The organism is Stenotrophomonas sp. Iso1 (assembly GCF_027497995.1).
Taxonomy (GTDB): Bacteria; Pseudomonadota; Gammaproteobacteria; order Xanthomonadales; family Xanthomonadaceae; genus Stenotrophomonas.
Genome location: NZ_JAODBT010000002.1, coordinates 393493 through 413846 on the forward strand (window position 1 = coordinate 393493; position 20354 = coordinate 413846).

A 20354-nucleotide genomic window follows, 5' to 3' on the forward strand; every position below is an offset into this window, starting at 1 on the left:
TCTCAGATGACGGCAGCCGGACAGGATCACTCCTGTTCTTCGTCGTCCGCTTCGTCATCGTCCACGCCGGCGTCAAGCCCGGCGAGTATCGGTACCAGCATCAAGTTGCGCAGCACCTGGTAGATCTCACGGTAAGCACGCGGCGGCTTGTTCTTGGCCTTCTCGGCCAGCGCGTTGCGTACCAGCGTGCGCAGCTCCTGGCGATCGGCTTCGGGATGTTCGTCCAGCAGCTCGGCCAATGCAGCGTCCCCCTCGGCCAGCAGGCGCTCACGCCAGCGTTCCATGCGGTGCATGATGGCTACTTCGCGGCGTGAGGTTTCGCTGTTGGCATCCAGCGCGTTGCGGATGGCCTCCAGGGTTTCATCGTCTTCACGACGCATCTGCTTGGCCAGGAAGGCCAGCTGGCGCTTGCGTGCGCCGTGCGAGGTGATGCGCTTGCTGTACTCAATATGTTCCAGCAGGCCTTCCGGGATCGGCAGCCGGGCCAGCTGGGCTGGGGTCAGGTCCACCAGTTGTTCGCCCAGCGCCAGAATTTCCAGCGCTTCGCGCCGGTTCTGGCTGCGGCTTTCGCCTAAAAATTCACCGGTATCTTGGTCGCGTCCGCGCATCGTACTGCTACCCACTAAACTTCAGTTATTGAAAATCCGGTCACGAATGGCCGGGGTTACGCGAGGATTCGCATCATCCGGTTCCGGTCATATCTGACTGGAACCCTGCGCGGGCCTCGCATCACATTCTTGAGTCCGGCCGAGGTGGCCGGCTCTTCGCAAAGGATCCGCACCCCGCCCGGGCAGGCTACGCCGGGCTGTGTGAAGGGGATTCGGCCAACAAGGATAAAGCATTGAACGCCATTACCACCCACAACCCCGCCACCGACGACAGCCTGCCGCGCCTGGAACAACTGGCCGGCATCTCCCAGCGGCTGTTGGAGAAGGCCCGCGCCATGGGTGCCAGCCAGGCCGAGGTCAGCTGCAGCGAGGAGCGCGGGCTGGATGTGAACGTACGCCTGGGTGAGGTGGAAACCGTGGAATCCACCCACGACCGCGGGATTGCCGTGACCGTGTACTTCGGCCAGCGCAAGGGCAGTGCCAGCACCGCGGACCTGCAGGAATCCAGCCTGGAGGCGACCGTGGCCCAGGCATGCGCCATCGCGCGGCACACCGAGGATGACCCCGCCGCCGGCCTGGCCGACGCCGATCTGATGGCCACCCAGTTCCCGGATATGGACGGTTGGCACCCGTGGGCACTCAGTGCCGATGAGGCGCTGGACCTGGCGTTGGCCTGCGAAGCAGCAGGGCGCTCGGCCGATAGCCGTATCAGCAACTCCGATGGCGCCTCGGCGGCAACCGCGCAGAGCCTGTCGGTGTATGCCAATTCGCACGGTTTCATCGGTCGCGAGCGCAGCAGCCATCACTCCATCGGGTGCGCGCTGATCGCCGGCCAAGGCGATGGCATGCAGCGTGATGGTTGGTACACCAGCGCATTGGCACGTGAAGATCTCGACGACGCAGCACAGGTCGGTCGCATCGCCGCCGAGCGGACGGTGTCGCGTCTGCAGCCGCGCTCATTGCCGACCGGTGAAGTACAGGTGCTGTTTGCCGCTGAAACCGCGCGCTCGCTGATCGGCCACCTGCTGGGCGCGGTATCGGGCGGCGCGTTGTATCGCAGGGCCAGCTTCCTGCTCGACAGTGTCGATACGCAGTTGTTCCCGGAGTGGTTTGCCATTGATGAAATGCCGCTGCTGCCGCGTGGCCTGCGTTCCAGCACCTTCGATGGCGAAGGCGTGGCCACGCGCAACTCGGCATTGATCACCAACGGCGTGCTGCAGCGTTACATCCTGGGCAGTTACTCGGCGCGCCGCCTGGGCTTGAAGACCACGGCCAATGCCGGTGGCGTGCACAACCTGAAAGTGGCGGCCAATGCGGGCGACCGTGCGTCCATGCTGTCGGGTATGGGCAGCGGCTTGCTGGTGACCGAACTGATGGGGCAGGGCGTGAATGGCATCACTGGCGACTACTCACGCGGCGCTGCAGGGTTCTGGGTGGAGAACGGGCAGATCGCCTACCCGGTGGATGGCATCACCATCGCGGGCAACCTCAAGCAGATGTTTGCCGGCATCGAAGCGGTAGGTACCGACGTCGATCGGCGGTCGCATGTTTCGGTTGGTTCGATCCTGGTGGGGAAAATGACGGTTGCCGGTAACGATTGACGCGCATATTAATAGGCGCGGGCTATTCTTATCCCGATTTAGGCGTCATCCTTATGGCGGCTAAACCGCAACAAATCTCAACCCATAACAAGGATCTAGGGGACGCAATGAGCGACTATCAGAACAACCCACCGCCGCCGCCGGCTGGTGCCAACACTTCGGACGACAATTCGCTGGCAATGCTGGTGCACCTGTCGGGCATCTTCTTCAGCTTCATCGTTCCGTTGATCGTGTGGCTGATCAACAAGGACAAGCCGGAAAAGGCGTTCCTCAACGAGAACTCCAAGGAAGCGCTGAACTTCCAGATCACCCTGCTGATTGCTTACTTCGTGAGCGGCGTGCTGATGGTCGTGCTGATTGGTTTCCTGACCTATGCCGTTGCCTGGATTGCCTGCGTGGTGTTCGCCATCATTGCTGGCCTGGCAGCCAACAAGGGCGAAACCTATCGCTATCCGGTTGCCCTTCGCCTGATCAAGTAATCAGCGCGTAGGCAATAAGAAAAGCCCGGGATTTCCCGGGCTTTTTTGTGCGCGCAGACTCTAGGCGCGCAGCATCAACCAGGACGATGCGCAGCTCAGTGCGAGCGGCGCACCGTCAATTCACCCAGCGCGGCCAATGCAGTGGCCGATTCGCCGAACGGGGCCAGCGCCAACTGCATGGTGGCGGCCAGTTCGTCGAGTGTGGTCTTGGCACCGTCCATGCCCAACAGCGAAGGGAAGGTGGACTTGTCCTGCGCCTGGTCTTTGCCTGCGGTCTTGCCGAGCTGCTCGGAACTGGCTTCCACGTCGAGGATGTCGTCGCGTACCTGGAAGGCCAGACCAAGCGTGTCGGCAAATGCGTCCAGCCGCGCAAGTTCGTCGTCGTTGGCGTTGCCGCATAGGGCGCCCATGCGTACCGCCGCACGGATCAGTGCGCCGGTTTTGAGTGCATGCATGCGCTTGAGGTCGGCCAATGGCTGTTGCTGGCCGGTGGCGTCGATGTCCAGGGCCTGGCCACCGCACATGCCGGCCGCACCCGAGGCGCTGGCCAGGGTGCGCAGGCAGGCCAGTGCTAATGCGGCGGGCAACTCAGCCTCGGCCAGTACTTCAAAAGCACGGGTCTGCAAAGCGTCACCGGCAAGAATGGCGGTGGCTTCGTCGAACGCGATATGGGTAGTCGGGCGGCCGCGACGCAGGTCGTCGTCGTCCATTGCCGGCAGGTCGTCGTGCACCAGCGAATAGGCGTGGATCAGTTCGACCGCAATAGCCGCTGCATCCAGGCGGGAATCATCGGCACCGAACAGGTGGCCGGCAGCGTAGACGAGCAACGGACGCATGCGCTTGCCGCCGCCGAGGGCCGCGTAACGCATGGCTTGGTGCAGGCCCTTCGGGGCCACGTCGGGATCGGGCAGAGCGCGTTGCAGTTGCTGTTCGGTGCGTTGCAGCCAGGCGGCAAACAGGGCGTCAGTCGTCATTGCCAACACTGTCGAACGGCTCGGATTTTTCCGGCTGGGCGGGATCGGTGAGTAGGCGCACGCGCAGCTCGGCCTGTTCCAGCGCCTGCTGGCACTGGCGATACAGGCCGACACCGCGTTCATAGGCAGCCAGCGATTGCTCCAGGCTCAGATCACCGGCTTCCATCTTCTCTACCAGCAGCTCCAGCTCATCGAGCGACTGCTCGAAGTGGGCGACCGGCGAGGCTTCGTTGGGGGACTTCTTGGGCATAGGGGGAAGTGTGAGCGGCCAGCGGGAAAGGGTCAATTCACCGGGCCGGCGGTTGCCACCGCAGGTGCGCGTCATGTGCCTGCAACCATTGCTGCAGCAGCGCGGAAATAATGCCGTCACCGGCCGCCAGTACATCGTCGCCATCACATAACAAAGGCAGGTGCGCGCGTAGCCACGGCGGCGTGCTGGAGGCTTGTAGGCGATGTTTGAGCTGGTGGGAGTGCGTGCGCCCGGGTAGTTGAATGCGCTCACCGCCCTGACGTTGGCGCAACGTGAGCGGCGTGTCGAACGCGCTGGCACCGTGCAATGACAGCGTGGCGCCATCGGGTAATTGCGCCGGGCTGCTGCCATCCCACTGCGCCTGCCAGCCGGGCGGCCACTTCGGAAATGAGGTTGCTGCATGCAGATGCCCGCGCCAGCGAATGATCCGTGCGTCGCCCCAGCGGAATTCGGCTTGCTGGTCATCAGCGGCATGCAGGAGGTGTTGCTGGATGCTGCGTACGCCGTTGGCTGGCAGCGGCAGCAGTCCGCAGTGGCGGGCCCAACAGCGCAATACGCGCGATTGGCGGGCGTCGACCAGTTGCTTCAATGCGGTGATGGACAGTGTCTTGTCTGCGCCGAGGCAGGTTTGCAGATCATCGGTGTCCTGCTGCTCAAGCAGGTGCGCGGCATCGGCGGCCAATCCCGCACTGCGGGCCATCGCAGCGGCGGCATGCGGCCAGCGTTCACGCAGCAGCGGCAGAAGCTGCAGCCGCAGGAAATTGCGATCAAAACTGTCGCTGTCGTTGCTGGGGTCGTCGATCCATTGCAGCCGATGATGCTGCGCATAGGTTTCCAGCGTAATGCGGGACACGGGCAATAAAGGGCGCCACAACTGCCCATCGCCGAACGCGCGTAGTTCACGCATGGCGGCCAGGCCATCGATGCCCGATCCGCGCAGTGCACGCAGCAGGAAAGTTTCAGCCTGGTCGTCCTGGTGGTGTGCCAAAGCGAGCCATTCGCCTGCCTGCAGCTGTGCCTTGAAGGCGGCGTGGCGGGCATTGCGAGCCGCCGCTTCCAGTCCGTCGCCAGTGTCGCGCGCAACTTCGACATGCATCACCTTCAACGGAATCTTCCATTGCTGGCAGATGTCGCGGCAGTGCTGTTCCCATGCATCGGCTTGTGGCTGCAGGCCGTGGTGGACGTGCACTGCGCGCAGGCTGCCCGGCGCACGTGCGGGGGCGGTGGCAAGCAGGTGCAGCAGTGCAGTCGAATCCAGTCCACCACTGAAGCCGACCATCACCGGGAGGTCGGTCGCAGCGTCGAGCAGGGAATGTGGAAGCAGGTTCATGGCGGTGCCGAGTATCGGCGCGGGGTGCGGTAACCGCAATTGGTGTGCGGCGGGTGCGTGAGCAGGGATCGTTGTTCACGCGTAGCAAGCGGTGACAGCAGAAGGAACCCAAGAGCGCAGGCCGGGGAAGCGGCCGTGCATCCGGGGCTTTCAGTGGTGCCAGTGATGCGATGCGCAACCGGGATATTTCGAATTCACCGGCTGCGTCGCGCCTACCTTGGGCAGCAGGGCGGCGGTCACCGCAGGCAGGGGGTCATCGTGGGTCTGGCAGGCGCTTGCCTTGGCGGTCAATGCGGAAATGTTGGCCGCCGATCATCGAGGTATGGCCGCTCGCATCGGGTGTGCCGGGGTGACAGTTCTCGCAGACCTGCGCGATTCCCTTCTCGAATGGCCAGCCCCAGCTGAAGCGGGCGCTGAAGGCAGGTTGCAACTGCGTGTCGTAGTAGCCAAGGCGGCCATTGATCACGGAGCGGGTCAGGCCTTCCTGAAAATAGTCCGGGCCATTGTCGTAAAGGATGACCGGCAGATAGCGGCCATCGCGGCGCACGTAGTAGTACTGATCGCCCGCCTGGAGGGAAGCCAGCCCGTCTTCATTGAAATTGAGCTGGGCCAGTGCGTCGGCCGAGATGGTCAGCGTACCCGGTGCGGTCTGTAGGCAGCCCTCCAGCACCACGAAATCCGAGGTATCACGGCGGTGGCAGGCATCGCCTGCGCTGGCGATGCCCGGCAGCAATGCCAGTGACAGCAGGGCTGCCACTGGCCAGCTACCGATAGGCCGGCGTGCGAAGGTCACTGCGCCTTGCGTTCGAACTGCTTGGGTTGCGGCAGTTCAACCGGCACTCCGGCGACATCGCAGGTGCCAAGCGCACACAGGCGGTCACGCAGACGCGGGGTGGCCTGCACGATCAGGTGGTAGATGGTGTTCTGTTCCATCGTGCCGCGTACCGCCGTGCTGCCGGGGCCGCGTGCCCAGATGCCGACATCCTCACCGCCGTGCGATTCGCTCTTGGACGGCACCAAGGCTTCCTGCATGTAGTCCGGGTGCTCGGTGTCGACGTGGGTCAGGTCCGGTCGGCCATTGGCCGCCTCAAAGCTGCTTGGGCCATGCGGGAACTTCTTGGGGCCAGCCGGCTGCTGATTGGTGGCGCCGGTGTAGCCGGGGCCATTGGCGTAGCTGAGCGTGGTGTAGGGCATGCCCATGCCGTCGCGGGCCAAGTCCAGCGCGCCCATGCCGTCTTCGCCGCCCTTGTCCTTGACCTTGCCCAGGATGGCATTGCCACGTGCCGGGTAGCCGACGAAGTTGAGCGTATGCGAGTGGTCGGCGGTGACGATGATCAGCGTGTCGCCGGCCGAGGTGGCGTCCATAGCGGCCTTCACTGCATCGGACATGGCAATGGTGTCGCCCAGTGCACGGGCGGCATTGCCGCTGTGGTTGGCATGGTCGATACGCGCGCCTTCCACCATCAGTACGTAGCCTTCCTTGTGCCGGGACAGGTTGGCGATGGCTGCGCGGGTCAGTTCGGCCAGCGACGGCTCACCGGCACGGTCCTTGGCGCGGTCCTGCTCGTACTGCATGTGGTCCGGCTCGAACAGGCCGAGCAGGGCCGGTGCATTGGCGGCGGCTTTGAGCTGGTCTGCGTTCCAGGCATAGGCGCCCTGCGGATGGGCGGCCTGCCATTCGGCGACCAGATTGCGGCCGTCCAGGCGCAGCCCAACCTTGTCGGCGTACTCCGGGTCCTGCTCGTTGATGGTGGTGAACTGGCCGCGACCGCCGCCCAGTGCGACCAGCGGGCCGCGACCGTAGCGCGAAGTGGAGAGCAACTGCTGGGCGATATCCACGCAGCCAGCAGCCTTGGCCGCCTCGGGCAGGTCGGTGTCGTTTTCCCAGTTGCGCTCGGGCGAGTGCGCGTAGGTCGCTGCCGGGGTGGCGTGGGTCAGGCGCGCGGTGGAAACGATACCGGTGGCCATGTCGGCGCTGTCAGCCAGTTGCAGCCAGGTCAACAACTCCTTGTTGAGGCTGTCGGCGCAGTTGCTGCGGCTGCCGGCGCTGACGCCGATGGCGCCCATGTGCGACTTCACGCCGGTCGTGATGGCCGTCATGGTGCCGGCTGAATCGGGGGTCTGCGAATCGGTGTTATAGGTCTTGCTGAATGCCGTGGCCGGGAAACGCTCCCAGGACAGCAGGTTCTCTTCGCCCGGATTGCCCTGGCGCTGGCCTTCCAGAATGCGTGCGGCGGCCACGGTCGTCAGGCTCATGCCGTCGCCCAGGAACAGAATCACGTTCTTGGCCTTGCCGGCCATGGCGCCATTGGCCGCTGCACGAGCCGCACCATCGCGATACCACCATTGCGGCGTTTCACCTTCCGGGTGGGCCACTTTGGGGACGTCCACGATGATCGCCGAGGCGCTCCCGGAGGACTGGGGCGCGGTGCTGGCGCAGGCGCCGAGTAGCAGAGTGGACAGGGCGGCTGACAGGAACGTGGTTTTTTGCATCTTTGGTGACACCGGCGTGAAGACAGACGGCCATTATGGGCAAGCCCGGAAGGCATGCATATGACACGCAGCTTTTCCCTGCCGGGATCGTGCTGCGGCAAGCCTTGCGCTATCGTGGCACCCTCGATTTTGTTTCCCGGATTCCCTTTATGAACGTGGTATCTGCCTGGCTGCGGATTCCCTTCTGGCAGCGTGTGGTGGGCGGTTTTGTGCTGGGCGCGCTGGCCGGTTGGGTCTTGGGTCCGGCCGCTGAAACCTGGTTTGGCCCGTTGGGCGAGATCTACGTCACCTTGATCAAGATGATCGCGGTGCCACTGGTGTTCTTTGCGGTCATCAACGCCATCAGCTCGTTGCACGGCCAGAAGTCGGTGGCTGCGCTGGGCGGGCGTACCTTCCTGTGGTTCATCATCACTGCCACCCTGGCGGTGGGCATCGGGCTGGCGGTTGGCACGGTGATGCAGCCGGGTACTGGTGGGCTGAAGCTGAGCATGGACAGCGCCTACACCCCGCGCGACGTGCCCTCGGTGGCGCGGGTGTTGATGGATGTGGTGCCGTCGAATGTGTTCTACGCGCTGGCGGGCATCGGCACGCGGGTCAACGCCGCGGGTGAAACCGTGCTGGCGGCTGGACGCGGCTCGATCCTGCCGGTGATCTTCTTCGCTGGCCTGCTTGGCTTTGCCATGGTCAAGCTGGGTGAGAAGGTCACCGAGGCGCGCAAGCTGGTGGGCCAGCTCAGCGAAATCATGATCCAAGTCACCCGCTTCGTGCTGGAGATGACACCGCTGGGTACCTTCGGCCTGATTGCGGGGCTGGTGGGTACTTACGGTTTCGAGAAGCTGCTGCCGCTGGGCAACTTCGTGTTGGCCCTGTACGTGGCGTGCGCATTGCACATCGTCATCGTCTACAGCGGCTTGTTGCTGGCGCACGGGCTTAACCCGATCAAGTTCTTCCGTGGCGCGGCGCCGGGTATGCAAGTGGCGTTTGTGGCCTCGTCAAGCTTTGCGGCGATGCCGGTGGCGATGCGTTCGATTACCGAAAATCTCGGCGTCAACAAGGATTACGCCTCGTTTGCGGTGCCGCTGGGTGCCAGCATCAAAATGGACGGCTGTGGTGCAATTTACCCGGCGCTGTGCGCGGTGTTCATCGCGCAATACACCGGTGTGCCGCTGACCCCGGAGCAATACGTGGTGGTGTTGATCGCCTCGGTGCTGGGCAGCTTCGGTACGGCGGGCGTGCCGGGTACGGCGGTGGTGATGGCCACCGTGGTGTTGAGCGCGGCGAACCTTCCCTTGGAGGCGATTGGTTACCTGTACGCCATCGATCGCATCCTCGACATGATGCGCACCATGACCAACGTGACCGGGCAGATGGTGGTGCCGGTGATCGTGGCCAAGGAAACCGGCCTGCTCGATCAGCAGGTCTATGACGCCGCAGGCACTGTCGGCGTCGGGAGTGGCGATAGCCGCACGTGAGTCTGGCGAAATTGCAGTACATACCAACGAAGGTCGGCTTGCCGGCCTTCGTCTTTTTCTGCTCATCCAATTGAGGATGTGCCTCGCTGAGCGGGGCGTGGTGCCACGCAGAGCAGCACTCAACGATGACGCGGGAGCTGTTTTCTGCACCGATGTAGCAGGGTGTAACAAGGGCCTGTAACACGGTTGATACACCGGCTGGAGAACCGCACTGCAGCGTGCTGTGGTTCCGTGAATGGCGGCCGGTGTGTACCCACGCGCAGCCGGCCAGCTGTGACAGGGATACAGTTGAGCGGGCTGCTCGTCAGGCTAACTGCATTGTTTTAATTGAAGAAAGTGAGTTGGCACGGTTGCTGCTCTTAGTCCCCTCGTCGGATCACCTGGACGAGGCAATGGACAGCAGGATCAGTAATCGCATCACCGGCTTCATCGGCGCTTTGGTGCTGGTGGCGGCCAGCAGCTCGGCAGTACAGGCATCGGGGGCGCGTCAGGGTGTAAAGGCGCAACCGGGCGAGATCGTGTTGCTGCGTGATGTCTCGGCGCGGCCGGCGTATCGCATGCAGCCGCCGGGTATGGCGTTGATTGCCGATCCGTCGCCTCGCAAGGAACTGGCCTCAGCATTGGGCGCCGGTGGCATGGATGAGCTCAGCGATGCGGACTACGCTTCCATGGAGTCCGGTTTGGCAGGTAATTCGGTGGCCGGCCAGCACGGCCAGACCACGGTCGAACGTGTCACCTCCGGCATGGTCGGTGGCACGTTGGGACGCGTTACCGGAGACGGCGGAATGCTGTCCGGTGGCCAGCTCGCACGCAGCATCGGCGGCCCAATGGGCGCGGTGGGCGGTGCGACCCGCGGCATTGGTGATCAGGTGCGTGGCGCATTGGCGCAGTTCCCGCTGGGGCAACCTGCAGGGCCGGGTGGCAAATGAGCCGGCACCTTCTGACACAGATCATCGGGCTGGTCATGGGCGTAGCAATGGCTACGCCGGCGCTGGCGCAATCCAGGGCCGATCCCTATGCGGGCATGTTGTCGTATCTGTCCACTGACGCGCGTATCGACGGCAATGCGCTGGCCGGCGCCAATGGCGCGATTCTGGTCAACCAGGCCGCTGGTGATCTGAACCTGCAGGCCAACCTGCACAGCTTTGCCAGTGGCCAGCATGCCAGCGCAAGCGTGGCCTCAGTGCAGCGGCGCAATTCAGATGTCTTCAACAACCCGATGCAGGCCAGCGCCCGCATCGCAGGCAATGCATTGGCCGGTGCCAGTGGCATTGCATCGATCAATCAGGCCAGTGGCGGCGGCAACTCGGAATTGAACTCCGTGACCGCGACATTGGCCGCACAGGGCATACGCGAGGCAAGTGACGAAGCAATGGCTTCGTCCGCTGCGCTCGCGTCGGCGGGGGAGCAGTCTGCTGCCAATGATCCACGCGCCACACGAAAAGTGGGCGTGGAAGCATCCGCAATGCGCGGGTTTGACGGTGTGCTGCAACTCAATCAGATCGCGGGATCAGGCAATGCAGCGGAGAACAGATTCAGCATCTCCGTGCAGGGCACCCCGTGAGCAACGTTCCATCCACCCGATCCATCAGAAAATCTGAAGAGGGCACCATGAAAGCGAATAAATGGACAGTACTCGCTATGGCGGTCACCGCACTGACAACCAGTGCAGCGGCCAATGCGGCGGACGACCAGAACGTGAGCGCGAACATCGATCACCAGCACAACGTGACCGAAACGCGCAACAACGCCACCAATAACTGGAACGCCAACACCAACGTCAATACCAACGTAAACACCAATGTCGATACCGACATTGACCTGAAGCTGGATGCTGCAGCCAGGCTGCGTTACTCCGACACGCGTAGCAATACCGATACGCGTACCAACACCGAGACCACCAGCACCTGGTCCAGCGACGTCACCGAGAACGTCAACAAGACCTCCAACATCAGTGCCGACGAGCGTAAGGAAAAGAACAACCACGGCGTCGATGTGAATCTTGAAAAGGACATGCGCCTGAGTTCGGATGTCAGCTTCTCCGGTGACCCGACCATCACCGGTGACATCAACCTGGACTCGGCCGCGATTGCCATCATCGACAACCGTCAGTCGATCTCCGACAACCATGCCGAAAACGGCCTGTTGCAGAACGACGCGTCGATTGCCGATGACGTGGGTTCTGATGCCTCGGGCAATCTGGGCTTCAACGTCGCCGCCGGCGACAACAACGCCCAGGACAATGCGGCTGCATTGTCGGCTGCGGATGCTTCTTTCAGCTTCGGCATGGCCGATGCGGAAGTGTTCGTACACCAGAGCGGCATGAACAACACGACCATGAACTACGGTGTGACCAACACCGCAGGGATCGGCGGCAACGCTTTCTCCGGGGCAGCCGGCAACATCGGCGTGAACGTCACCTCGGGCAACAACAACGAGCAGAAGAACGCCCTGGCCGCTTCGGTGGCCACCAGCGCCTATGCAACCTCGAGCATCAGCTCCAACCAGGTGTCCTCGGGTAACGAGGTGAACAACGATGGCTACTACGACTATGTCGTGAACAGCTATGCCATCAACATGAGCGGCAAGGTAGCCGGCACCACCAAGGGCACCGGTACCGGCACCTATAACGGCACCGGCAACTCCTACCAGAAGACCAACTTCTACCCGGATAACTGGGCAGGCGACACGCATCCGGCAGGTGACCAGACAGGCCACTCGGATTGGGACAACCAGACCCAGGGTGCTGTAGCCAACCCGAACAAGCCGGGCGTGGGTGGCATGGCGTGGGATACCGACGAGAAGGGCAACCTGAGCTTCTCGGAAATGGGTACCGCCGATCTGACCGCAAGTTTGAGCGGCCATGTGATCGACGTGGATTGGATCGCGGTTGATGCGACCAATACCGCCAGCCTGTCGGGCAGCGCGTTCTCCAGCGCCTCCGGCAATATCGGCGTCAACGTGTCCTCGGGCACTGGCAACCTGCAGGCCAACAGCCTGGCATTGGCGGTTGCACAGCCCTCCACGGGCGGCGGCGGTGGTGGCGGTGGTGAAACCACTCCGTAACCGGAAACGTCATCCGCTTGGATGATGCTCCAGTCCTGAGCAACAAGCCCGGTCATCCGCCAATGACCGGGTGATTCCGGGAGCCCCTTGTTCCTCTCCCCCGTGGAGCTGGGGCTCCCACCTGCTGATGTTTTGGGAGATGCGATTCTCATGTTTCGCAAGACCGTGATCATGGCTTGTGCATTGCTGATGGCACCGCAGATGGTGCACGCCGGCGACGTCGCCTTCAGTGGCGTGTTGCCCAATGGCGGGCTGTACAACGGCCAGGTAGAGAGCATGCAGGAGCGTCGTTTCCGCAACCTGGTGCGACAGCACACCGATTACAGCTGCGGTGCTGCTGCATTGGCCACCATTCTCAAACATGCCTACCACTTGAACACCGACGAGGCGACGGTGATCGAAGGGATGATGGGCGTGGCTGATCCGGAACTGGTCCACCAGCGTGGCTTTTCGCTGCTGGATATCAAGCGTTACGTCGAGTCGTTGGGCATGCGCGGACGTGGCTATCGCGTCAACGAAGATCGCTTGGCGAGCCTGCGTGTGCCAGGGCTGGTGCTGATGGATGTGCGCGGCTTCCGCCACTTCGTCGTGCTCAAGCAGGTGCGCGACGACATGGCCGAGATCGGCGACCCGATCCTCGGCAACCGGCTGGTGCCACTGAAAGAGTTTCTCGAAGCATGGCCGTCACGCGCGGTGTTTGTGGTGATAGGCAGCGACTTCGACCGCAACACGGCACTACTGCAACCCAGTGAAAAACCAAGCGCGCGAGCGCTGGCCGCACGCCAGGGGCGTGGGCCGATAACCGATGCCGAACTGGTCGACTTCGGGTTTACCCATGCCGACCTGTTCTGAAGGAGCAATGTCATGAACCACTTCAAACCCTGCCTGCTGGTGCTTGCGCTGATACTCGCGCTGCCCGTCCAGGCCGGAGAAAACGAAAGCACAGCACGTCCGGGCAAGGGACTGCATGAAATCCCCGATGCCGAACTCAACTTGATGCGCGGGCGCTACACCGTCGGTGGCAACGCGGTGGCCTGGTTCGGTGTGACCATGATTTCCACCTGGCAGGCCGCCAACGGCCAGAGCCTGCAGGGCGCACTCACGCTGGGCATGGATTTCAGTAAGGGCAATACACCCAAAATCACCTTTACGCCGAGCGTCAACATCACTGCGGCCAATGCACCGCTGCCCGATGCCAGTGGCCGTGCCATTGACGGCAGTGGGTTGCAGAACGTCTCCGGCCTGAGCCAGAGCGTGCAGATTGCTGGCGACGGCAACCGGGCCAGCAACGTCCTGCATTTGAACGTACGCAATGACGGCGTGATCCCGGGGCAGGGGAGTGGAGGCGGAGCAAGCACCGCCACGGCACTGGCGGGCGATGCCAGTGCCACGGCCAGCTTTGACGGCAACACCGCGCAGTTGCAGCTGCGCATGGAAGGCCAAGGGGCGGTGCAGCAGTGGATGCGCAGTGGCAGCGTGGGCCAGAGCATCCAGTTGATGGCCGACGGTCAGCAGGTGGGCAACCGCCTGCAGATCGATCTGGTCAGGCAATCGTTGGGCGGCAACTTGCCGCTGGCACAGAACGTGGCGCAAGCCATCACGCTCAATCGGGGGATTGGCGGGGTGGGTGGCCAGTGAACGGCCCGTGCACGGCACGGGCATCGACATGGACAACGCAGAGGAACACGACAATGAACCGACTGGCGATGGCGGCGCTGGTGAGTCTGGCTGTGGTTTCGCCTTCAGTGGCGGCGCAGGAGGCGAAGGCCAGCAACAGCAGTGATGAAGAAGATGTGCGGGCGTTGGTGACGCAGTTGGAAGCGCTCAAGGCCAGCTACGCGCAGGAAGTGCGGCGGCTGCGCGAACTGGATATGCAGGTGCAGGCGATCCAGGCGCGAGTAGGTGGCAAGACGGCGCAGGCCATGGCCCCGGCACCGGTGCCACCGCAGGCAGCGGCGATCACCGCCGAGGCGGCACAGGCGGCGCAGAAGCCGGCGGGATCCGGCGAAGGCTATGCCAGCAGCGCCGTCGAGGCGCAGGAAGCCAAAGAGGCTGCACGACGCAGCGTGGATGACGTCAAACAACAGCAGTCGGCACTGTTCAACCGTCGCCTTACGCTGGAGAACAGCGTCAGTTACGCGCGCTATGACCGCAAGCAGCTCACGCTCAACGGCTTCCTGGCGCTGGATGCGATCTTCCTGGGCAACATCGCCATCGAGAACGTGGAGTCCGATTCGGTCACCTACAACTTCGCTGCGCGCTGGGGCCTGAATCCACGGCTGACCTTGAACCTGGACGTGCCCTACCTCGCACGCAAAACCATTTATCAGAAGGGGGGCGCCGGCGGCTCGGCCGCCGCCATCGCACAGGAGGAAACCCACGGCACCGGCATTGGTGATGTGACTGCCAGTGCCAACTACAAACTGTTCAGCGAACGTGGCTGGCGTCCGGAAACCGTACTGACCGGCGGCGTCACCGCACCGACGGGCCGCGAACCCTATGGCCTGGACTGGAAGGTGATCGAACGCGACGACGACGACTTCATCCGTTTTGCGGTGCCCGCCAAGCAGCCCACGGGCAACGGCATGTGGCAGGCCAACCTGGGCTTGTCGGCGGTGAAGACGGCGGACCCGGCGATCCTGTTCGCAAACCTGGGTTACATCCATTCGTTCAAGCGCAGCTTTGACGACATTGATGCCAACCCGGACACGACCAATCCGGGTGAGGTGAAGCTGGGCGGCTCGTACTACTTCGGCGCTGGTATCGCCTTCGCCTTCAACGAACGCACCAGCCTGAGCATCTCTTTCAGCGACAAGCTCAGCGCACGTGCGTCTACCCGCTATAAGGACGGCAGGTGGATGAAAGTGATCGGCAGCGACGCAAATGCCGGCACGCTGAATCTTGGCGTGACTTACGCACTCACCTCGAAGGCGACGTTCGTCAGCATGCTCGGCATCGGCCTGACACCGGATGCTCCTGACTTCAGCCTGGCGTTCAAGGTGCCGTACATGCTTTGAGCGCAGTAGTAAGCGTGCGCGCAGAGGATGAAGTGTGAGGGATAGCGGAAGGCAACAACTGCCCCGCTAATGCCGAGCCATGTTCGGCAGGGGCAGTTGCTTTTGCTTTCGTTTCCAAACCTTAGCTTAGCCTCGACACTCCAGCGCAGCGTGGCTTTTCAGCGCAGCGCTTCCAGTGTCAATTGATGCTTGCGACACATTCGATAAATGGTCACGCGCGACACTTTCATCATTCGCGCGCAGGCACTGACGTTGTAGCGGCTCTGCTGCAGGCACGACAGCAAGGTCTCACGTTCGGCATGGGTACGGGCATGGCTCAGTTCCCCATGACTGGCACCATTGCCGTCCTGGCTCAATTCCAGGTCCAGGCAGGTGATCAGTTCGCCCTCGGCGGTGATGGCCGCGCGCTGCACCCGGTTCAATAGTTCGCGCACGTTGCCGGGCCACTGAAAACGTTCCATCGCATGGCGGGCCTCACTGCTGTAACCGCGCGCACGAATACGGTGACGGCTACGAAAATCCGCCAGAAAATGCCGCGACAACAATTCAATATCACCATCGCGGCTGCGCAGCGGCGGCATCGAAAGGCGCAGTACGTTCAAGCGGTAGTACAGGTCGCGGCGGAAGCTGCCCTTGTCCACCGCGCGTTCCAGATCCACGTGGGTCGCGGCGAGGATGCGCACGTCGACATGGATGGGTTGATTGCTGCCGACGCGTTCGATGGTCCCTTCCTGCAGTACTCGCAACAGACTGGTCTGTGCATCCAGCGGCAGGTCGCCGATTTCATCCAGGAACACCGTGCCGTTGTGCGCGGTTTCAAACAGGCCATGACGGCGCGTGGTTGCACCGGTGAAGGCGCCGCGCTCATGGCCGAACAGTTCCGACTGCACCAGGGTGGACGGGATGGCGCCGCAATTCACTGCCTGAAAGGGTTTGTCGTGACGCGAGGACAGGCGGTGCAATGCATGCGCGGCGACTTCCTTGCCGGTGCCGGTTTCGCCGGTGATCAAGACCGGCAGATCGACCGGCGCGAACTTGCGCAAGGTGGCGCGCATCACCAACATCACATCGCTCTCGCCCAGCAGCGTGTCGAGCACATCATCGTGGGCCAGTGCCAACGGGGCATCGCCGAGCGCTTGCAACAGCCGCAGCAGTTCTTTGATATCCGGCGGATGTGGAAACTGCTGCCGACACGCAGCAAGCAACGGGTGCGACAAACGGGTGTCGTCTTCACCCGGGGAGGGAGTGAGGGCAAACAGCGGCATGTGCCGGTGCTCGGCGGTGAGCTGGCTGATGCGTTCAAGCTCGTTGTCTGAGCTGGAACGGAAATCAATCAGGCCGACCACCATATCGCCGCCGCGCATGCCGATGTCGGCGGGCTGTTGGGGTAGAACCGCACGTACTTGCCAGCCATCCGCAGCCAGCATCACTTTTTCTCGCGCCCCCGGTTTTCCGAACCAGATAACACAACGTTTGCTCGAATCAGGTGCTGCGGCCATGCGTGGTCACCTTTGCGTTCGGTGGCAACCATATACCCCTGATTCAGAAGGGTGCAATCACATCCGATTGTGAATTGGCGCACATTTTGACATGGCGCGTATTAAGGTTGATTCGGCCGGGTGACATTGTTCCGCCCACGAAAAAAGCCGCCACCCGAAGGGCGACGGCTTTGGCGGCACTGCCTGCGTCCGGTTTACAGCGGAACGCGGCGTGCCTGCATGAACTTGTCGCTCCAATAGCCGGTGAGCAGGGTATCGGTACGCACGTCTTTGCCGGTGCTCGGGGCGTGCAGGAAACGGCCCTCACCGACGTAGATGCCGACATGGTCGACACGGCCACGTCGGCCGAAGAACACCAGATCGCCAGCGGCCAGGGCCGAGCGGTCGCGGATCAGTTCGGAGCTGGCCTGGCTGGCCATCTCACGGGACACGCGCGGAAGCTCGATGCCCAGTGCAGTGCGGAATACATAACCCACCAGGCCGCTGCAGTCGAAACCGGCATCCGGCGAGGTGCCGCCCCAACGGTACGGCGTGCCCAGCAGAGTCATGGCGCGACGCAGAACCGATTGCACCTTGCCGTCAGCGTCGTTGGCGAGCGCGGCTTCGGTGGCGGCGGAAACGCCCTTGGAGGCGTCATAAGCGGAAATCAGGCGGCTGAGGTCGCCGGCAAACATCGCCGAGCGGTCCATCAGCGGAATGGTGTCGCTGGCGGCCAGGTGCGGCAGCAGGGCAGCCAGCGTCGCGGTTGCGGCGGCGTCAGCCTTGCTGCGCTGCGCCTCGACGCGGACAGGTGCGGACTTACTAGCGGGCTCTGCTTCCGCAGCACTTTGCGCGAAGGCCGGAAGGCTGGCGACGGCCAGTGTCACGGCGCACAACAGGCGGCGGAGGGAGGGTGAAACGGTCTTCGGCTGACCCGGGTAGGACGTGTTTTCAGTCGTCACGCGGCAGTCACAATAAAATTCGATGGGCGATCATGCCCTGCGAAGCGTGGGGATAGGTACAAATTTCGTTAATTATTCGTTATTTTCGGTGACCGAATTCACGGTTTACCGCAAAACACGCTTGGCGCCTGTGTAATGGTTGCGCCAGTAAGGCCCATCTAGGTAATCCAGCCTTACGGTTCCGCCGGTGCTCGGGGCATGCACAAAGCGGCCTTCGCCGACGTAAATCCCGACATGCCAAACGTTGCCCTTGTCGCCAAAAAACACCAGATCGCCAGCGGTCAGGCGGTCGGTGGCGATCTTCGGCCCCTGGATGGCGGCCAGCTCCCGCGAGGTGCGTGGCAGGTTCAGCGCCAGCATGTCCCGGTACACATAAGTGACCAGACCGCTGCAGTCGAAGCCGGATTCTGGCGTGTTGCCGCCATACCGGTAGGGCGTGCCCACCAAGCCTAGTGCCCGCATCAGCACCGACGCGGCAGCGGCCGGGTCGGCCGGCGCTACAGGAGAGTAGGTGTGGCCGGACGGCGGTGCCGACTTGCTGGGGCTGTGCCCGCAGCCAGCCAGGGCAGTGGTAATCAGGAGCGCGGCGGACAACTGCCACGTGCGGGAGTGGAAAACTGGCGTGATGTGCATGGAGCCCGGATAATGCGCCACCTCAGAAGGCCGTCATCATGGCGGCGTCCTCGGCGGCCGGCAAGGCCGCCTCAACGTCTGCCCCGGGCAGCCACCAGACAGAGTTAGGCATGAAGATCGAAAAAGACCGCGTCGTCCGTTTCCACTACACCGTTTCCGAAATCGGCCAGGAGCCGATCGAAAGCTCCAAGGACCGTGATCCGCTGGCGATCCTGATCGGCCACGGCAACATCATCCCGGGCCTGGAAGCGGCCATGATGGACAAGGAAGCCGGTGAGAGCTTCGGCGTTGACGTGAAGTCGACCGAAGCCTACGGCGAGCGCCGCGAGGGCTTGACCCAGCGCGTGCCGAAGAAGCATTTCGGTACCACCCGCCTGGTGCCGGGCAACCAGGTAATCCTGCAGACCAACTTCGGCCCGCGCGCCGTTACGGTCCAAAAGGTTGGCATGACCGTGGTCGACGTTGACCTGAACCACCCGATGGCCGGCAAGGATCTGCATTTCGACGTGGAAATCATCGAAGTGCGCGAAGCCAGCGAAGAAGAAGTGCAGCACGGCCACGTGCACGGTGACGGCGGTCACCAGCACTGATTGCCGCACCGGCAGCGATGCAGCAAACGGCCCGCCTTGTGCGGGCCGTTTGCGTTTGAAGGGAACGACGGTAGCGCGCAGCGATGCCGCGTCGAGGCTGGTTCGGTAGTGTTTCTGCCGGGCATGGCTTGGCGCTGCCGCGATGCGGCGGAGGGCGTGTTTTAATCGCGCACTTGCCGCCAGAGCGTGTCTACCTTGTCCACTCCCGTTTTCCAGCCCGTCACATCGAATGAGCGCATCGCCACGCTGGACATCCTGCGTGGCCTGGCGCTGCTCGGCATCTTGCTGATGAACATCGAGGCCTTTGCTGGGCCGCTGGATATGTCTTTCACCGGCATCGACGCGCATTGGCAAGGGTTGGACCGCTGGGCCGATGGTTTCGTCTACATCTTTGTACAGGGCAAATTTTTCACGCTTTTCTCGTTGCTGTTCGGGGTGGGCTTCGCGGTGATGGCCCAGCGTGCCGAAGCTGCCGGGCGCGACTTCACCCGCTTCTATCTACGCCGCAGCCTGGGCCTATTGTTGATCGGCGTGCTGCATATGGTGCTGCTGTGGGCCGGTGACATCCTGGTGGCCTACGCGCTGTTGTCTTTCGTGTTACTGGCTTTTCGCGAGGCACCGCGCAGCTGGTTGCCGGCATTGGGCACGGCGGCTTATCTGGCCGCTGCCGTTTTGATTCTGTTGCTAGGTGCGGTGATGTCGCTGCTGCCTGACGAAGAAGTTGCCAAGCAGACCAGCACCGCATTGGCTTCGATTGAAGCGCAACGCCAAGCCTATGGACACGGCAGTTACGGCGTGGCGGTGCTGCAGCGGTTGCGCGACTTCGGTACGACGCTGGGCGCATTGCTGGTGGTAGGGCCGCAGGTGCTGGGCATGTTTTTGATTGGCGCGTGGTTTGCACGTAGCGGCGCCATTGCCCATCCGAGCGAGCATCCCCGGCTGTTCAAAACACTGCGTTGGGGGGCATTGCCGTTGGGTCTGGCGCTGATGCTACTCAGCGTTTGGTGGTTGCCTTATATCGCCCCTGGGCGTTTTGACCTGCGTTCGACCGGTACTTACGCCTTGAATGCGGTAGCTGGCCTTTTGATGTGCCTGGGTTATCTGGCGTGGGGCGTGCACTGGAGCGCGCATCTGCGATGGCTGGCGCCCGCAGGGCGGATGGCGTTGAGCAATTACCTGGCTCAATCACTGGTGTGCACGTTGGTGTTCTATGGCTACGGGCTGGGCTGGTTTGAGCAGATGGGACGTGCGTGGCAGCTGCTGTTTGCGGTTGCCTTGTTTGCCCTGCAGGTGCTGCTCAGTCAGTGCTGGCTGAAGTACTTCCGCTTCGGCCCGATGGAGTGGTTGTGGCGTGCGATCACTTACTTGCAGTTGCCACCATTGCGTCGTTAGTCCGTGGGC

The 20354-nt window shown here is 62.8% G+C and carries 19 protein-coding genes and 1 pseudogene; 11 read left to right on the top strand and 9 right to left on the bottom strand.

Annotated features, from left to right (window positions below):
• Positions 1 to 26: 26 nt before the first annotated feature.
• The gene (gene yjgA, locus PAN08_RS10720) at positions 27 to 608 is read right to left on the bottom strand and encodes a ribosome biogenesis factor YjgA (RefSeq protein WP_269791503.1); all 582 of its coding nucleotides are present in this window, start codon (positions 606 to 608) and stop codon (positions 27 to 29) included.
• 233 nt (positions 609 to 841) lie between these two features.
• On the opposite strand from yjgA, the gene pmbA reads away from it, so the two are divergent.
• A complete protein-coding gene (pmbA, locus tag PAN08_RS10725; RefSeq protein ID WP_269791504.1) occupies positions 842 to 2209 on the top strand; it encodes a metalloprotease PmbA in 1368 nt (455 codons plus the stop codon).
• A 107-nt stretch (positions 2210 to 2316) separates the two neighbouring features.
• Positions 2317 to 2688 carry a DUF4870 domain-containing protein gene (locus PAN08_RS10730; RefSeq protein WP_269791505.1) on the top strand — a complete coding sequence of 124 codons (372 nt, stop codon included), beginning with the start codon at positions 2317 to 2319 and terminating at the stop codon, positions 2686 to 2688.
• A 95-nt stretch (positions 2689 to 2783) separates the two neighbouring features.
• Here PAN08_RS10730 and PAN08_RS10735 read toward each other — a convergent pair whose 3' ends face one another.
• From PAN08_RS10735 to PAN08_RS10755, 5 genes are all read right to left on the bottom strand, one after another.
• Positions 2784 to 3662, bottom strand: a complete 879-nt coding sequence (locus tag PAN08_RS10735) for a farnesyl diphosphate synthase (protein WP_269791506.1) — start codon at positions 3660 to 3662, stop codon at positions 2784 to 2786.
• A complete protein-coding gene (locus PAN08_RS10740; RefSeq protein ID WP_269791507.1) occupies positions 3652 to 3912 on the bottom strand; it encodes an exodeoxyribonuclease VII small subunit in 261 nt (86 codons plus the stop codon). Before PAN08_RS10740 ends, PAN08_RS10735 begins: the two co-directional genes overlap by 11 nt.
• Positions 3913 to 3949: 37 nt before the next feature.
• Positions 3950 to 5242, bottom strand: a complete 1293-nt coding sequence (tilS, locus tag PAN08_RS10745; protein WP_269791508.1) for a tRNA lysidine(34) synthetase TilS — start codon at positions 5240 to 5242, stop codon at positions 3950 to 3952.
• A gap of 253 nt (positions 5243 to 5495) precedes the next feature.
• The gene (locus tag PAN08_RS10750) at positions 5496 to 6035 is read right to left on the bottom strand and encodes a WG repeat-containing protein (protein WP_269791509.1); all 540 of its coding nucleotides are present in this window, start codon (positions 6033 to 6035) and stop codon (positions 5496 to 5498) included.
• Positions 6032 to 7735 carry an alkaline phosphatase gene (locus PAN08_RS10755; protein WP_269791510.1) on the bottom strand — a complete coding sequence of 568 codons (1704 nt, stop codon included), beginning with the start codon at positions 7733 to 7735 and terminating at the stop codon, positions 6032 to 6034. The genes PAN08_RS10750 and PAN08_RS10755 overlap by 4 nt, the downstream gene beginning before the upstream one ends.
• A gap of 149 nt (positions 7736 to 7884) precedes the next feature.
• Between PAN08_RS10755 and PAN08_RS10760 the strand changes: the two genes are divergently transcribed.
• The 7 genes from PAN08_RS10760 (at position 7885) to PAN08_RS10790 (ending at position 15290) form a co-directional block, all read left to right on the top strand.
• Positions 7885 to 9207 (top strand): dicarboxylate/amino acid:cation symporter, encoded by a 1323-nt coding sequence (locus PAN08_RS10760; RefSeq protein ID WP_269791511.1) that lies wholly within the window; start codon positions 7885 to 7887, stop codon positions 9205 to 9207.
• A 392-nt stretch (positions 9208 to 9599) separates the two neighbouring features.
• Positions 9600 to 10136 (top strand): hypothetical protein, encoded by a 537-nt coding sequence (locus PAN08_RS10765; RefSeq protein ID WP_269791512.1) that lies wholly within the window; start codon positions 9600 to 9602, stop codon positions 10134 to 10136.
• Positions 10137 to 10147: 11 nt separating this feature from the next.
• Positions 10148 to 10771, top strand: coding sequence for a hypothetical protein (locus tag PAN08_RS10770; RefSeq protein ID WP_269791903.1), 624 nt, complete (start codon positions 10148 to 10150; stop codon positions 10769 to 10771).
• A 47-nt stretch (positions 10772 to 10818) separates the two neighbouring features.
• Complete coding sequence (locus tag PAN08_RS10775) at positions 10819 to 12273, top strand: adhesin (RefSeq protein WP_269791513.1); 1455 nt, start codon at positions 10819 to 10821, stop codon at positions 12271 to 12273.
• 150 nt (positions 12274 to 12423) lie between these two features.
• Positions 12424 to 13125, top strand: a complete 702-nt coding sequence (locus tag PAN08_RS10780; protein ID WP_269791514.1) for a C39 family peptidase — start codon at positions 12424 to 12426, stop codon at positions 13123 to 13125.
• Between the two features lie 12 nt (positions 13126 to 13137).
• Positions 13138 to 13911 (top strand): hypothetical protein, encoded by a 774-nt coding sequence (locus PAN08_RS10785; protein ID WP_269791515.1) that lies wholly within the window; start codon positions 13138 to 13140, stop codon positions 13909 to 13911.
• 53 nt (positions 13912 to 13964) lie between these two features.
• The gene (locus tag PAN08_RS10790) at positions 13965 to 15290 is read left to right on the top strand and encodes a hypothetical protein (protein WP_269791516.1); all 1326 of its coding nucleotides are present in this window, start codon (positions 13965 to 13967) and stop codon (positions 15288 to 15290) included.
• 158 nt (positions 15291 to 15448) lie between these two features.
• Here the strand turns inward: PAN08_RS10790 and PAN08_RS10795 are convergent, their stop codons facing one another.
• The 3 genes and pseudogenes from PAN08_RS10795 to PAN08_RS10805 all read right to left on the bottom strand — a co-directional run bounded on the left by PAN08_RS10795 (position 15449) and on the right by PAN08_RS10805 (position 18427).
• Entirely contained in the window at positions 15449 to 16789 is a 1341-nt protein-coding gene (locus PAN08_RS10795) for a sigma-54 dependent transcriptional regulator (RefSeq protein ID WP_269791517.1), read from the bottom strand.
• Between the two features lie 194 nt (positions 16790 to 16983).
• Positions 16984 to 17730, bottom strand: a complete 747-nt coding sequence (locus PAN08_RS10800; protein WP_269791518.1) for a C40 family peptidase — start codon at positions 17728 to 17730, stop codon at positions 16984 to 16986.
• A gap of 105 nt (positions 17731 to 17835) precedes the next feature.
• A pseudogene (locus PAN08_RS10805) lies at positions 17836 to 18427 on the bottom strand (C40 family peptidase).
• Positions 18428 to 18473: 46 nt separating this feature from the next.
• Between PAN08_RS10805 and PAN08_RS10810 the strand changes: the two are divergent.
• Both PAN08_RS10810 and PAN08_RS10815 read left to right on the top strand, forming a co-directional pair.
• Positions 18474 to 18953, top strand: coding sequence for a peptidylprolyl isomerase (locus tag PAN08_RS10810; protein ID WP_269791519.1), 480 nt, complete (start codon positions 18474 to 18476; stop codon positions 18951 to 18953).
• Between the two features lie 195 nt (positions 18954 to 19148).
• Entirely contained in the window at positions 19149 to 20345 is a 1197-nt protein-coding gene (locus tag PAN08_RS10815; protein WP_269791520.1) for a DUF418 domain-containing protein, read from the top strand.
• Positions 20346 to 20354 lie beyond the last annotated feature (9 nt).

What these genes read in the sequence shown, in the direction of transcription:
- yjgA (WP_269791503.1), bottom strand. Translation starts at nt 608, where the DNA reads ATGCGCGGACGCGACCAAGATACCGGTGAATTTTTAGGCGAAAGCCGC.
- PAN08_RS10730 (WP_269791505.1), top strand. Translation starts at nt 2,317, where the DNA reads ATGAGCGACTATCAGAACAACCCACCGCCGCCGCCGGCTGGTGCCAAC.
- PAN08_RS10735 (WP_269791506.1), bottom strand. Translation starts at nt 3,662, where the DNA reads ATGACGACTGACGCCCTGTTTGCCGCCTGGCTGCAACGCACCGAACAG.
- PAN08_RS10740 (WP_269791507.1), bottom strand. Translation starts at nt 3,912, where the DNA reads ATGCCCAAGAAGTCCCCCAACGAAGCCTCGCCGGTCGCCCACTTCGAG.
- tilS (WP_269791508.1), bottom strand. Translation starts at nt 5,242, where the DNA reads ATGAACCTGCTTCCACATTCCCTGCTCGACGCTGCGACCGACCTCCCG.
- PAN08_RS10755 (WP_269791510.1), bottom strand. Translation starts at nt 7,735, where the DNA reads ATGCAAAAAACCACGTTCCTGTCAGCCGCCCTGTCCACTCTGCTACTC.
- PAN08_RS10760 (WP_269791511.1), top strand. Translation starts at nt 7,885, where the DNA reads ATGAACGTGGTATCTGCCTGGCTGCGGATTCCCTTCTGGCAGCGTGTG.
- PAN08_RS10765 (WP_269791512.1), top strand. Translation starts at nt 9,600, where the DNA reads ATGGACAGCAGGATCAGTAATCGCATCACCGGCTTCATCGGCGCTTTG.
- PAN08_RS10775 (WP_269791513.1), top strand. Translation starts at nt 10,819, where the DNA reads ATGAAAGCGAATAAATGGACAGTACTCGCTATGGCGGTCACCGCACTG.
- PAN08_RS10780 (WP_269791514.1), top strand. Translation starts at nt 12,424, where the DNA reads ATGTTTCGCAAGACCGTGATCATGGCTTGTGCATTGCTGATGGCACCG.
- PAN08_RS10785 (WP_269791515.1), top strand. Translation starts at nt 13,138, where the DNA reads ATGAACCACTTCAAACCCTGCCTGCTGGTGCTTGCGCTGATACTCGCG.
- PAN08_RS10790 (WP_269791516.1), top strand. Translation starts at nt 13,965, where the DNA reads ATGAACCGACTGGCGATGGCGGCGCTGGTGAGTCTGGCTGTGGTTTCG.
- PAN08_RS10795 (WP_269791517.1), bottom strand. Translation starts at nt 16,789, where the DNA reads ATGGCCGCAGCACCTGATTCGAGCAAACGTTGTGTTATCTGGTTCGGA.
- PAN08_RS10810 (WP_269791519.1), top strand. Translation starts at nt 18,474, where the DNA reads ATGAAGATCGAAAAAGACCGCGTCGTCCGTTTCCACTACACCGTTTCC.